Here is a 13,134-nt window from a genome sequence, read left to right as displayed (position 1 = left end):
CCGAATTCCTTTTTATGTTGTTGTCCGACGATATCGCGGGTCTCGCGGGGGCTTCATTATCTTGAAACACCCTGTCGATTGAAAGGACATTTTTAACAGCAAATCAATTTGAATATGCCTGTGTGTTAACATATTTTTTTGCCAGTGAGACGAACATGCAACAAATCATTGATTTCATTCTCGAGCTGGACAAACTCAAGGGGGTGACGCGCAAAACTCGCCCGCTGGGTCTGGCCCGCTATGAAAACTCTGCCGAACACAGCTGGCAGATCGCCCTGCTGGCCTGGTCGCTGGCCGATTACGCCCCGCAGCCAGTGAACATGGATCATGTGATCAAGCTGTTGCTGGTGCACGATATCGGCGAGATCGATACCGGCGACACCATTGTTTATGCCGAAGGGGGCTGGGAGGAGCGCAAGGCAGAGGAACTGAAGGCGGTGCGCCGCATTTTCGGCCTGCTGCCTGCCGGGCGCGGCGCGGAAATGCTGGCGCTGTGGCAGGAGTTCGAGGCGGCGCAAACCGCCGAGGCGCGTTTCGCCAATGCGGCCGACCGCGCCATGCCCTGTCTGCTCAATCTGGCCAACCATGGCCAGAGCTGGCGTGAAAACGGCATTCGCTACCAGCAAGTCATCGCGCGTTTGCAGCCGCCGATCAGTGAAGGTTGCCCGGCCCTGTGGCAGTACATGCAGCAGAAGCTCGAGGCTGCGCGCGAGCAGGGCTGGTTTGCGGATAGTCGCCAAGCGCTTTAGAAAACTTGCGGGGCGCTCATGTTGAGCTTGGCCTGATACATCGCACTGTCGGCGTCCTGCAGCAACTTTTCGGCTGACTCGGACTGGCTGTCAAACAGCCGGATGCCGATGCTGGCCGAGGCCCGATACTCAATTTCTCCCAGGCGGTAATCGCGATGGATCGTCTGGTGGATCACCCTGGCCATGTCGCGTGCGACGGCCAGCGCCTCGGCGGCGTCCTGCCCCAGGTCTTCCAGCATCACCACGAACTCATCTCCGCCCAGGCGGGCGACCGTGTCGCTCTTGCGTACCGTCTGGCTCAGGCTTTCCGCCAGCGCAATCAGCAGGCGGTCGCCTGCACCATGGCCGTGACGGTCATTTAATTGCTTGAATTTGTCCAGATCAATGAACAGCAGTGCGGCATGGTTGCCATTGCGTTCGCTGTTGCGTTGCGCCTGCTGGATACGGTCCATCAGCAGCCGGCGATTGGGCAGCATGGTCAGGGGGTCATGGAAGGCCATCTGGCGCAGCTGGTCTTCCAGTCGCTTGCGTTCGGTCAGATCGTTGAACTGTAGCAACAGGTGGTGGACACCCCGGATGCTCGAGGGGTGGATGCGGCAGTCAATCCAGATGTCGTGGCCGGAGGCGGTGACGCTGTGGACTTCGCAGCGGCTGCTTTCCCGATGGGTGAGGGCCTGGTTGCAGGCAGCAAACAGGCCGGACTCGCGCCAGCGGTGCAGGTGACGGAAGTTTTGCTGCAGCAGGGTTTCCCGCGGGGTTTCCAGCAACTGGCAGTAGGCATCGTTCACCAGGACGCACTGACCATCGGCGCGGTATACCGCCGTGGCCAGCGGGGAGTTGGCCAGGATTTCCCGATTGAAACCCAGGGTTTCGACCACCCGGTCATGCATGCGGGAGGTGATCACCAGAATGATGGTCAGCGACATCCAGATATTGAACAGCAGGGCATAAAAGCCCGGTGCGGCAATCGCCAGGCTGGAGGTGTGGGCATAGTCGGGCGAAACGTTGGCTGAGGGGGCACTCCAGGCGCGGATCAGGAACATGATGGCGCCGATCAGTTGCAACACGATGGTCAGGCGCAACCACCCCGACAGCTGATGGTCGTGATGCCGGCTGATGGTCCAGGCAAAGCTGACATACCAGATGGCCATTAACAGCGAGACCAGAACCAGCCGGATGGTGAGAGAGGGATCGACATTGGTATACCACCAGCAGGGCGCGGCAATCAGTGCCGCGGCCAGGGCCGGGAGCCAGGACTCCAGGGGGCGGCGCGGCCGGCCGATGAGGCGGCGCAGGGCCAGCAATATCCAGGCATAGCCTGCGGCGAATAGCCCATTGCCCAGTGGAATTGACCAGGGCGAAGTCGCTGGCGTCCGCATGGCCAGCTCGATGGCACCCAGACCGAGAAAGAGCACGGCCAGTCCCCAGTCACGCAAGCTGGGCTCTTCCGGGATTTGTCGCCAGGCGCCAAAGGCGCAGGCAGCAAAGGCGAAATGGGTAACAACGCCGATGACGGCGAGGGTGGGGATATCGAGAGCCAGCAAGGGTTGTCCGTCTGTGTTGAGCTAATGCCTGATGAATATTCTAGCTTCAAAGCATGACATAAGCTTTTCGATTATGTAATCACTGGGGCGGAATATCGTCATGATAAATGCACTTGTCAAATTTATACGTGTGTATAAAATGAAGGCATGAAAGTCAATCCACGTACCCAAACGACCCGGCAGCTGCTGCTGTCGACCGGAATGCAACTGGTGTGTGAAGGCGGGCTGCGTTCGCTGACCGTGCGTGGTCTGGCGCAGCGTGCCGGCGTCAATCCCGGTAGCTTTGTCTATCACTTCGGCAGCCGCGAAGCCTTTCTGTCCGAGTTGATCGAGTCCTGGTATCAGCCCTTGTTCGCCGGTTTGCAACTGCGCCAGGCCGAGGCGGCGTCCGCCCTGGTGCGATTGCGCAGCATGGTTTTGCAATTGCTGGATTTCCTGATCGCCCAGCGGGTGTTTGTCACGCATCTGCTGCAGGACGTGGCAGCCGGGGAGCCGGCCGCGGTGGCCTTTGTGCGTTCCATGGGGCAGCGTCATCCCTTGCTGTTGCTGGCCGCGGTGCGCGAGGCACAGGCGGACGGGGAGCTGGTGTCGGCTGATCCCTGGCAGCAGATGCTGTTCATCATGGCCTCGCTGGCCGCGCCGGTGATGCTGGCGCAGATGGTAAGCGGGCTGGCGGCACTGCCGGCCGACTGGGTCAGCATGGAACAACAGTTGGCGCTGGATCGCCAGGCGATTGTCCAGCGTCTGGATTGGGCGCTGAAAGGTTTGCGTCCGGAGGGGGAGCGATGAGCGTGATCAACAAGCGGGTCCTGGTGCTGGCGGGGGCGCTGCTGCTGGTGGGGCTGGGGTGGGCATGGTGGGCGGCCAGCCGTGCCCCGGCGCCGCTGGTGCTGTATGGCAATGTCGATATCCGCCAGGTCAGCCTGGGGTTCAGAGTGGGCGGGCGCTTGCAGTCGCTGGCCTTTGATGAGGGAGACCGGGTGCCGCCGGGGGCGGTGCTGGCCTATCTCGATCCGGAGCCCTATCAGCATGCCCTGAACCAGGCCGAGGCGGCGGTGGCGGCCCAGCAGGCGCGAGTGGATCAGATGAAGGCCGGGTATCGTCCGGAAGAGGTCGCGCAGGCCCAGGCGCAGGTGGTGCAGCGGCAGGCTGCACTGCAGGATGCGGAGGCGGCCCTGGTCCGCCAGAACGCGCTGCGCGGTACCGGGGCCACGGCGGCACACAGCTATGACGATGCGCTGGCCGCCCGCGATCAGGCGCGGGCCTTGCTGGCGGCGGCCGAGGCACAGGCGCAGCAGTATCGTCGCGGCTATCGCAAGGAGGATCGTGAGGCGGCGCTGGCCCAGCTGCAGCAGGCGCAGGCGGCGCTGGCCAGTGCCCGTCTGCAACTGAACGATACCCGGCTCAAGGCGCCTCAGGGTGGTGTGGTGCTCACCCGGGCGGCCGAGCCGGGTACGATCCTGGCGCCCGGGGCGATTTTGTTCACCCTGTCCTTGAACAGCCCGGTCTGGGTGCGTGCCTATGTGGCAGAACCGGATCTCGGTCGGGTGGCGCCCGGTACGGCGGTCTATGTCTATACCGATGGCCGGCCAGACAAGCCCTATCAGGGGGTGGTGGGGTCGGTGTCGCCCAGCGCCGAGTTTACGCCGAAGAATGTCGAAACCCCGGATTTGCGTACCGGTCTGGTGTATCGCCTGCGGGTGGTGGTGAGTGATGCCGATAGTGGCCTGCGCCAGGGCATGCCGGTCACGGTCCGTCTGGCCAGGGCGCCCTGAGATGACGGCCCTGATTGTCGCGGAGGGGCTGGAAAAGCGCTTTGCCGGGCAGGCAGAGCCGGCGGTGCAGGCGCTGACCACCCGGGTCCGTGCGGGCGTGATCACCGGGCTGGTGGGGCCGGATGGTGCCGGCAAGACGACGCTGATGCGCCTGTTTGCCGGCCTGCTGGCGGCCACGGCAGGTACCCTGCGGGTGGCGGGGCTGGACCCGCTGCATCAGGCGGCGGATTTACATCGCCTTGTGGGTTATATGCCGCAGAAATTCGGCCTGTATGAAGACCTGACGGTGCTGGAAAACCTGACCCTGTATGCCGATTTGCGCGATGTCACCGGGGTGGTGCGGGCGCAGACCTTCGAGCGTCTGCTGGCCTTTACCGATCTGGCGCGCTTTACCGATCGGCCTGCCGGCAAGTTGTCCGGCGGCATGAAGCAGAAACTGGGGCTGGCCTGTGCCTTGCTGGGGCAGCCGAAGATCCTGCTGCTGGATGAGCCCAGTGTCGGTGTTGACCCGATTTCGCGGCGGGAACTGTGGCGCATGGTCAATGCGCTGGCCGACGATGGCATGGCCGTGGTGTGGAGTACCTCCTATCTGGATGAGGCCGAGCTGTGTCATGAGGTGCGGCTGATGAACCGGGGTCGGGTCGCTTATGACGGTACGCCGGGTGAGCTGGCGCAGCGCATGGCCGGGCGCAGTCTGCAGGTGCGCGATATCACCGGCAACCGGCGGCAGGTGCTGGCGCGGGCCTTGCGTGACCCGGCGGTCATTGACGGGGTGATTCAGGGGCAGCAGGTGCGGCTGGTTCTGCGCACGGCCGGGGTGTTGCCGGACCTGGCGGTCATGCAGGCCGGGCCGGCGGCGCGGCTGGTCGAGGTGGCGCCGCGGCTGGAGGATGCCTTTATCGATTTGCTCGGCGGCGGGCCGGGCGGTGAGTCGGTGCTGGCGCGGGTGATGCCGGCATGTCGTCTGCCGTCCGGCGTGGCCGAAGACGCGGTGATCGAGGCGTGTGCGCTGACGCGACGCTTCGGTGATTTTATCGCGACCGACCAGGTCAGTTTCAAAGTGGCTCGGGGTGAGATTTTCGGTTTGCTTGGCCCCAATGGCGCCGGCAAGTCGACCACGTTCAAGATGATGTGTGGCCTGCTGACGCCCTCGGACGGCCTGGCTCGGGTCATGGGCATGGATTTGCAGCGCAGTGCCAGTCAGGCGCGGCAGCGTCTGGGCTATATGGCGCAGAAGTTTTCGCTCTACGGCAAATTGTCGGTAGCGGCCAATTTGCGTTTCTTCTCCGGTGTCTACGGTCTGCGCGGGGCGGAGCAGCGGCGCAAGATCGACGACATGGTGCAGGTATTCGCCCTGGGACCCTATCTGGACAGTGTGCCGAATGACCTGCCTCTGGGGTTTCGCCAGCGTCTGGCGCTGGCCTGTGCCCTGATGCATGAGCCGGCCATCCTGTTTCTCGACGAACCCACCTCCGGGGTCGATCCGGTGACGCGGCGCGAGTTCTGGACGCATATCAATGGCCTGGTGGACAAGGGGGTGACGGTGATGGTGACCACGCACTTCATGGATGAGGCCGAATACTGTGATCGCATCGGTCTGGTGTATCGCGGGCGGATGATTGCCGCCGGCTCGCCGGACGAACTGAAGGCGCAGGTGGTATCGCCGGCCATGCCGGAGCCGACCATGGAGGATGCCTTCATTCAGCTGGTGGCCGACAGCGATGCGGCGCGTGAGGCGGCGCCATGAGTGCTTTCTCCTGGCGTCGGCTGGCCGCCCTGTGCCGCAAGGAAAGCTTTCAGATCGTGCGCGATCCCAGCAGCGTGCTGATCGCCTTTATCCTGCCGGTTTTGTTGCTGTTCATCTTTGGCTTCGGGGTCAGTCTCGATGCCAGCCGGATGCGGATCGGGATTGTCAGCGAATCGCCCAGTGCCGAGGCGCAGGCTTTTGCCGATGCCCTGTACGGCTCGCCGTTCATTGAAGCGGTGCACGGGCATTCGCGTGTCGAGATGATCGAGTGGCTGCGGGCCGGCCGGGTACGTGGTGTGGTGGTGCTGGCGCCGGACTTTGCGCGTCGGCTGGTGGCTGGGCGCACGGCGCCGGTCGAGTTGCTGACCGACGGCGCCGAGCCGAATACCGCGCATTTCGTTGCCAGCTACGTACAGGGGGTGTGGCAGGTCTGGCAGCAGCAGCGGGCCGAAGCCCGCGGACAGCATGCCGCGCCGATGATCGAGCTGGTGCCACGCTACTGGTTCAATCCGTCTACCGTCAGCCGCAACTATCTGGTGCCGGGCTCGATTGCGGTGATCATGACCATCATCGGTGCCTTGCTGACCTCGCTGGTGGTGGCGCGCGAGTGGGAGCGCGGCACCATGGAAGCGCTGTTGTCCACGCCGGTCAGCAAGACCGAACTGCTGTTGTCGAAAATCCTGCCTTATTTCCTGCTCGGGCTGCTGTCCATGCTGATCTGTCTGGCCGTGACGGTCTGGGTGCTGGCAGTGCCGTTCAATGGTTCGCTGTGGGTGCTGCTGCTGGTGACCAGCCTGTTCCTCGGCAGTGCGCTGGGGTTGGGGCTGCTGATCTCGACCCTGACGCGCAATCAGTTCAATGCAGCGCAGGCAGCCCTGAATGCCGCGTTCCTGCCGGCGACCATGTTGTCCGGTTTTGCCTTCGAAATTGCCAGCATGCCGGCACCGGTGCGGGCGGTGACCTATCTGATTCCGGCTCGCTATTTTGTCAGCGCCTTGCAGACGCTGTTTCAGGCCGGTCAGGTCTGGCCGGTGCTGTGGCGCCAGATGGCTTTCCTGCTGGTGTCCGCCCTGTTCTGGCTCGGGCTGACCGCGTGGAAAACCGCGCGGCGGCTGGATTAGGAGCAATAATGGGCTATCGTCTGTGGACCTTGATTCTGAAAGAGTTGCAAAGCTTGTTGCGAGACCGGCAGGGCCGGTTGCTGCTGATTATGCCGGTGCTGGTGCAGGTGCTGGTGTTTCCGTTTTCTTCCACGCTGGAGGTCAGGAACAGCACGCTGGCGGTGTTCAATCAGGATTCTGGCGCGGCTTCGGTGGAGCTGTTGCAGCGTCTGGCCAGCACCGAGGCGTTCCCCCGTGTGCTGATGGTGCATGGTGAGGCAGAGTTGCAGCGGGCCATTGATGAGCAGCAGGCCTTGCTGGCGATTCGTTTCCCGCAAGATTTCTCGCGCCGGCTGGCACGAGGCCAGCCCGCCTCGCTGCAGGCCATCATCGACGGGCGGCGTTCCAATGCGGCGCAGATTGCCTTCGGTTATGCCCAGACGGTGGTGAATGGTTATGTGGCCGATCGCCTGGCCGAGCAGGGGCAGGAGGCGCCTTCGGCCGTGATGGTGCAGAACCTGTACAACCCCAATCTTGAGTACCGCTGGTTTGTGCTGCCCAGTCTGGTGGCGATCATCACCACCATCGGCGCGCTGATTGTCACGGCCTTGTCGCTGGCGCGCGAGCGCGAAGAGGGGACCTTCGAGCAATTGCTGGTTTCGCCGCTCACCCCGGGGCTGATCATGGTCGGCAAGGCGGTGCCGGCACTGATTGTCTCGACCTTGCAGGGCAGTATCATTGCCGCTGCGGCCGTGTGGGCCTATGGGGTGCCGTTTACCGGCGCGCTGTGGCTGTTTTTCTTTGCCATTGTCTGTTACGGCCTGTCCCTGGTGGGGTTCGGCCTGCTGATTTCTTCGGTGTGTGCCACACAGCAGCAAGCTTTCCTCGGGGTGTTCAGCTTCACCGTGCCTGCCGTGGTGTTGTCCGGCTATCTGGCACCGGTCGAAAACATGCCCTGGCCGCTGCGCTATCTCAGTTTCATTGATCCGTTGCGGCATTTCATCGTGATCGTCAAAGGTCTGTTCCTGAAGCAGTTCGAGTGGGCGCAGGTATGGCCGAGTCTTTGGCCATTGTGGTTGATTGCCGTGCTGACGCTGAGTGCCGCTTATGCGGTGTTCCGGCGCCGGGTGGCCTGACAGGGGGGCAAGCATGAGGTCGGGATGGCTGTGTGGGGTGGTCTGTCTGCTGGCAGGCTGTGCGGTCGGGCCGGATTATCAGGTACCGCGCAGCGAGGTGCCGGCGCACTTTGCCGTGGCGGGCACGGTGTTGAACGAGCATCTGCCTCAGGCGGACTGGTGGTTGGCCTTTGCGGATCCGGCACTGAATGCGCTGGTCGGGCAGGCCTTGCAGCAAAACCTGGATCTGCAGGCGGCCTGGGCGCGGGTGCGGCAGGCCGAGGCATTGCGCGGGGTGGCTGGCGGCGCTGCGTGGCCTCAGGTGAATGCCCAGGCGCAGCAGACGCGTGATCACCTCAGTACCCGCGGCGAGCAGTTTGCCAATATCCCTTTCCCCAATCCGCAAAATCAGTTTACGGATACGCGTGTCGGCCTGTCGGCCTCGTGGGAGCTGGACTTGTTCGGTTATCGCGCGCGTTCGCTGGAAGCCGCGACGGCGCGGGCCGGCAGCGCTGTCGAGGTGGCACGTGCCACGGCACTGGCAACGGCGGCCAGTGTCACGCGCAGTTATCTGGATTTGCGCGCTTTGCAGCAGCGGGTGCAGGTGGCGCAGCGCCGTCTCTGGCTGGCCGAGGAGAGTCTGCGTCTGGTGCGGCTGCAGCAGCAGGCCGGGCTGGTCGGCTTGCAGGAGGTCAATCAGGCTGAGGCGGCGGCGCGTCAGGCGGCGGCGGCCTTGCCGCCGTTACAGACCGGTGTGCGTACGGATCTGGATGCGCTGGCCGTGCTGTGCGGGCAGACGCCGCGTGCGCTGGACGAGCTGCTGGCGGACGCGGCACCGCTGCCGGCGCAGCCGGCGGTGGTGGGGGTTGGTCTGCCGTCGGACTTGCTGCAGCGCCGGCCGGATGTGCGGCGGGCCGAGCGTGATCTGGCGGCGGCCAGTGCCGAGGTCGGGGTGGCGACGGCCGCGCAGTATCCGCGTTTTTCGCTGGTGGGGTCGCTGGGCGTGGATGCCATCCATCAGGGGCAGTTGACGGATCAGGCCGCGCGTTATTGGAGCGTGGGACCGAGTCTTGCGCTGCCCTTGTTTGCCGGTGGGGCGCTGAGTCAGCAGCTCAGGGCGCAGCAGGCGGCCTATGAGGCCGCGCTGGCGAATTACCGGCAGGTGGTCCTGCAGGCGCTCGCGGATACGGAGAGTGCGCTGATGCGCTATGACCGCGAACTGGCGCGGTCGCAGCAACTCGATGCTGCGCGCCGGGCGGCGGCCGGCACGCTGGCGCTGACGCAGCGACGGGTGGCGGTGGGCGAGGCGGCCGAGCTGGAGGCGCTGCAGGCCGAGAGTGCCTGGCAGCAGGCCAGCGATGCCTGGTTGCAATCGCAGTCGGCCAGCCTGCAGGCACTGGTGGGCTTGTATCAATCGCTTGGCGGTGATGTGCGCTGAGGTGGCTGGCCGGCATGCTGGAGGGCTGCTGTCAGCGCACGCTGGCGGCTTGTCAGGATGCGGATTATGTCGGAGCGCTGGCCGGGCTACAGTGCCTGTGTCTGTTTTGCCCTGACAAGCCGAAGGTGTTGATGGTGCAGGGCCGTGTGTTGCAATCGTTGTCGGCGCCGGTGCCGCCGGGGCGGGAGCCTCAGGGGCCGACCAGTGGCAGTTGATCCCAGCGTGTGGTGTAGCAGGGCGAACGCTGGTTCTGGCGCATGTGCCAGTCGGTGCTCAGGCCTTCCGCTGCCAGCCGCAGGGTGCCGTGGCCGTGGCGGCGGTTGATCTGGTCGATGGTTTGCATCAGTTGTTGTCGGCGCGGGTCGGGGCTGGCGGCAAACAGATCGTATTGCAGCCGGGTGGCCGGGCGGATTTCCAGCAGCATGACGCCGGCTTTCTGGTAGGCATAGCCGGGCAGATAGATGGTTTGCAGTGCCTGCCGGGCGACGCTGGCCAGCAGCAGGGTGTCATCGCTGGCTTGCGGCAGGGGCAGGCAGCAATAGTTGTGGTATTGCGGCAGATCCTGGCGGTGCGGGTTGGTGCGCAGACTGACGCCGATCAGGGCGGCCACACTGCGCTGGGCTCGCAGTTTCTCGCTGGCGCGGCTGACATGGTGGGCAATACTGGCGCGCAGTGTGTCCAGGTCGCTGGTCAGTTGGGCAAAGGAGCGGCTGGAGAGGATCTGTTGCTTGTCGCTGATCTGTTCCAGTTCGAGCGAGGGGATGCCGGCCAGCTCCAGTGCGATGCGCTCGACGATGACGCCGAAGCGTTGTCGCAGCCAGTGTGGGTCGCGCTCGCGCAGGGCCTGCGGGTGAGGGATGCCGTGGCGGATGAGTTGCTCGGCCAGGCGGCGGCCGATGCCCCAGATATCCGACAGGGCCGTCTGGCTGAGCAGCCGGGCGGCGCCGCCCTCATCCAGCCAGCCCCAGTCGAAGACGCCACGGTAGCTGCGCTGTTGTTTGGCCAGGTGGTTGGCCAGCTTGGCCAGGGTCTTGCTCGGGCCGATACCGACGGCGCAGGGAATGCCGACGCGGCGCCAGACGGCCTGGCGGATGGCCTGGCCGTGTTGCTGGCTGTCGAGCTGGCCGGCAAAGCGCAGAAAGCACTCATCGATGCTGTAGATTTCCTGTTCGTCGCCGAATTCGCCAATGACCTGCATCATGCGGCGGCTCATGTCGCCATACAGGGCGTAGTTGGAGCTGAAAACCGCCACGCCATGGCGGCGCAGCAAGGGACGCAGCTGGTGGTAGGGGGCCGCCATCGGCAGGGCCAGCGCCTTGGCTTCGCGCGAGCGGGCGACGATGCAGCCATCGTTGTTCGACAGAACCACGATGGGCCGTCCGCGCAGGTCTGGACGGAATACCCGTTCGCAGCTGCAGTAGAAACTGTTGCCGTCAACCAGGGCAAAGCGCGGGCGCAGGGCAGGGTTCAGAATTTCTTCACGCATGCGGTGACAACGCCCCAGATGGTCAGGTCCTGGCCATCACGCAGGGTGATCGGCGCGTAGGCCGGGTTCTCCGGCAACAGGGCCACTTGTTCGTCGCGCCGGTGCAGGCGTTTGACCGTGAATTCGCCATCGATGACGGCCAGCACGATTTGGTCGTGCTGCGCGTGGCGCCCCTTTTCCACCACCAGGATGTCGCCTTCGGCAATGCCGGCGCCGATCATGGAGTCGCCCTTGACGCGCACCATGAAGGTCGCCGGCGCGTCCTGGATCAGGTATTGGTTGAGGTCGAGCGTGCTTTCCAGGTAGTCGTCAGCCGGGGAAGGGAAGCCGGCAGGGACGCGGCTGCCGTAGAGCGGCAGGGGGACGATTTCGGTTTGTGGCGCCGGGCGCCAGCTCTGGATGTGGCGCAGGGCGCGGCGCGTGGCCAGCAGGTCGAGCACGGCTTGTTTGTCGGCGCGTGGGATGCGCAGCTGGGTCTGTGCCTCGCCGGCGTCGCAGCGGCCGCTGCCGCGTGGCCGGCCAGCGCCGCGACGAGCGCCGCCGTGTGAGGGGTCGGCTGATTTCATCGGGGTGAATGCTTGCAAAATTGATATTTTGATTATTGCAGCAAAATTCAAGAATGGCCAATTTTTATGGGTAAAAATAGCCATCTGGTTATGGAGAATGCGTGTTCGGGTTGCAGGCTGCTTTCCTGCCGTCAGCCATGGTATACTGCGCGTTTTCGTGGTAGCTGCCGCAATCGCTTGTGGCTGGCGAGATTTGAGCGCAATGCCCGGCCCGGGGACGTGTCGATGCCGTCCGCGCCCGTGCGGGCTTGTGTCTCGGTTGACTAAACTCGTACACAGTTAGGATTTGACATGCAAGTACAGTTGGAAACGTTGGGCAGCCTCGAGCGCCGTATGAATATCGCGCTGCCGATGGATGCCATCGACGCGCAAGTGACCGAGCGCCTGAAGCGTGCGGCACGCAACGCCAAGATCCAGGGCTTCCGTCCGGGCAAGGCACCGATGAAGATCGTGGAAATGAACTACGGTCCGCAAATTCGTGAAGAAGTGCTGGGCGAACAGGTTCAGCAAGGCTTCTACCGCGCCGTGACCGAGCAGAAGCTGCGTGTTGCCGGCTATCCGCGTTTCGAGCCGCAGCTGGATCAGTCCGAAGCCGGCAGCTTCAAGTTTGCCGCTACCTTCGAAATCTATCCGGAAGTGACGCTGGGTGATCTGGCCGGCAAGGAAATCGAAAAGCCGGTCACCGAAGTGACCGAAGCCGAAATCGACAAGACCATCGACATTCTGCGCAAGCAGCGTACCCGCTACGTGCGTGTCGAGCGCGCCGCCCAGGATGGTGACCGCGTGATCATCGACTTCAAGGGTTCGATCGACGGCGTCCTGTTCGATGGCGGCTCGTCGGAAAACTTCCCGTTCGTGCTGGGTCAGGGCCAGATGCTGGCTGACTTCGAAAACGGCGTGCGCGGCATGAAGGAAGGCGAAGTCAAGACCGTTGAAGTGGTCTTCCCTGAGGACTATCACGGCAAGGATGTGGCCGGCAAGACCGCCTCGTTCGAACTGACCCTGAAGAATGTGGCTGCGGCCGAACTGCCGGAAGTGGATGGCGAGTTCGCCAAGCTGCTGGGTGTGGCAGACGGTGATGTGGCCAAAATGCGCGACGAGATCAAGAAGAACGTCGAACGCGAAGTGAAGCGCCGCCTGACCGCCCGCACCAAGGAAAACGTCATGCAGGCTCTGCTGGACGTGACCCCGGTCGAGCTGCCGAAGTCGCTGGTAGCCCTGGAAGTCGGCCGTCTGCAGGACAAGGCCCGCCAGGATCTGGAAGCCCGCGGCATGAAGGTCAAGGATCTGCCGTTCCCGGCCGAAATGTTCGAAGACCAGGCCAAGCGCCGTGTCTCGCTGGGTCTGATCATTTCCGAACTGGTGGAAGCCAACAAGCTGGAAGCCAAGCCGGAACAGGTCAAGGCGCTGGTGGCCGAATTTGCCGAGAGCTACGAAGATCCGGAAGAAGTGATCAACTGGTATTTCGCCAGCCCGGAACGTCTGGATGGCCCCACTTCGATGGTGATTGAAGACAATGTGGTTGAATTTGCCCTCGGTCGTGCCAATGTTGTGGAGAAGGCGCTGGCGTTCGATGAGCTGATGGGCAGCCAAGCCTGATAAACCAATAACCGG

General features: G+C 63.7%; 12 protein-coding genes. 9 read left to right on the top strand and 3 right to left on the bottom strand.

Annotation, left to right across the window (positions count from 1 at the left end):
- Positions 1-155 precede the first annotated feature (155 nt).
- Positions 156-749: an HD family hydrolase gene (locus JNO51_RS09000; RefSeq protein WP_215776228.1), complete on the top strand. Its 594-nt coding sequence runs from the start codon at positions 156-158 to the stop codon at positions 747-749.
- Here JNO51_RS09000 and JNO51_RS08995 read toward each other — a convergent pair.
- Positions 746-2,293 carry a sensor domain-containing diguanylate cyclase gene (locus JNO51_RS08995; RefSeq protein WP_215776225.1) on the bottom strand — a complete coding sequence of 516 codons (1,548 nt, stop codon included), beginning with the start codon at positions 2,291-2,293 and terminating at the stop codon, positions 746-748. The two genes, JNO51_RS09000 and JNO51_RS08995, sit on opposite strands and share 4 nt — an antisense overlap.
- A gap of 147 nt (positions 2,294-2,440) precedes the next feature.
- On the opposite strand from JNO51_RS08995, the gene JNO51_RS08990 reads away from it, so the two are divergent.
- From JNO51_RS08990 to JNO51_RS08960, 7 genes are read left to right on the top strand one after another with little or no spacing between them, the layout of a single operon-like run.
- Positions 2,441-3,082 (top strand): TetR/AcrR family transcriptional regulator, encoded by a 642-nt coding sequence (locus JNO51_RS08990; RefSeq protein ID WP_215776223.1) that lies wholly within the window; start codon positions 2,441-2,443, stop codon positions 3,080-3,082.
- The gene (gene hlyD, locus JNO51_RS08985) at positions 3,079-4,068 is read left to right on the top strand and encodes a secretion protein HlyD (RefSeq protein WP_215776221.1); all 990 of its coding nucleotides are present in this window, start codon (positions 3,079-3,081) and stop codon (positions 4,066-4,068) included. Before JNO51_RS08990 ends, hlyD begins: the two co-directional genes overlap by 4 nt.
- 1 nt (position 4,069) lies before the next feature.
- Entirely contained in the window at positions 4,070-5,815 is a 1,746-nt protein-coding gene (locus tag JNO51_RS08980) for an ATP-binding cassette domain-containing protein (protein ID WP_215776218.1), read from the top strand.
- Positions 5,812-6,936: an ABC transporter permease gene (locus JNO51_RS08975; RefSeq protein ID WP_215776215.1), complete on the top strand. Its 1,125-nt coding sequence runs from the start codon at positions 5,812-5,814 to the stop codon at positions 6,934-6,936. Before JNO51_RS08980 ends, JNO51_RS08975 begins: the two co-directional genes overlap by 4 nt.
- Before the next feature lie 8 nt (positions 6,937-6,944).
- Positions 6,945-8,051: an ABC transporter permease gene (locus JNO51_RS08970; RefSeq protein ID WP_215776213.1), complete on the top strand. Its 1,107-nt coding sequence runs from the start codon at positions 6,945-6,947 to the stop codon at positions 8,049-8,051.
- A 13-nt stretch (positions 8,052-8,064) separates the two neighbouring features.
- Positions 8,065-9,468 carry an efflux transporter outer membrane subunit gene (locus JNO51_RS08965; protein ID WP_215776210.1) on the top strand — a complete coding sequence of 468 codons (1,404 nt, stop codon included), beginning with the start codon at positions 8,065-8,067 and terminating at the stop codon, positions 9,466-9,468.
- Positions 9,469-9,482: 14 nt separating this feature from the next.
- Positions 9,483-9,683, top strand: a complete 201-nt coding sequence (locus tag JNO51_RS08960; protein ID WP_215776208.1) for a hypothetical protein — start codon at positions 9,483-9,485, stop codon at positions 9,681-9,683.
- On the opposite strand, the gene JNO51_RS08955 is transcribed toward JNO51_RS08960, so the two are convergent.
- Both JNO51_RS08955 and JNO51_RS08950 read right to left on the bottom strand, forming a co-directional pair.
- Positions 9,659-10,954 carry a Y-family DNA polymerase gene (locus tag JNO51_RS08955; RefSeq protein WP_215776205.1) on the bottom strand — a complete coding sequence of 432 codons (1,296 nt, stop codon included), beginning with the start codon at positions 10,952-10,954 and terminating at the stop codon, positions 9,659-9,661. The genes JNO51_RS08960 and JNO51_RS08955 overlap by 25 nt on opposite strands.
- Positions 10,936-11,520, bottom strand: coding sequence for a LexA family transcriptional regulator (locus tag JNO51_RS08950; RefSeq protein WP_215776203.1), 585 nt, complete (start codon positions 11,518-11,520; stop codon positions 10,936-10,938). Before JNO51_RS08950 ends, JNO51_RS08955 begins: the two co-directional genes overlap by 19 nt.
- Before the next feature lie 291 nt (positions 11,521-11,811).
- Here JNO51_RS08950 and tig point away from each other — a divergent pair, with 291 nt between their 5' ends.
- Complete coding sequence (gene tig / locus JNO51_RS08945) at positions 11,812-13,119, top strand: trigger factor (protein WP_215776199.1); 1,308 nt, start codon at positions 11,812-11,814, stop codon at positions 13,117-13,119.
- Positions 13,120-13,134: the final 15 nt, after the last annotated feature.

The sequence above is a fragment of the Paludibacterium sp. B53371 genome, from assembly GCF_018802765.1.
Lineage (GTDB): Bacteria > Pseudomonadota > Gammaproteobacteria > Burkholderiales > Chromobacteriaceae > Paludibacterium.
This window is presented reverse-complemented; position numbering and strand designations above follow the sequence as displayed.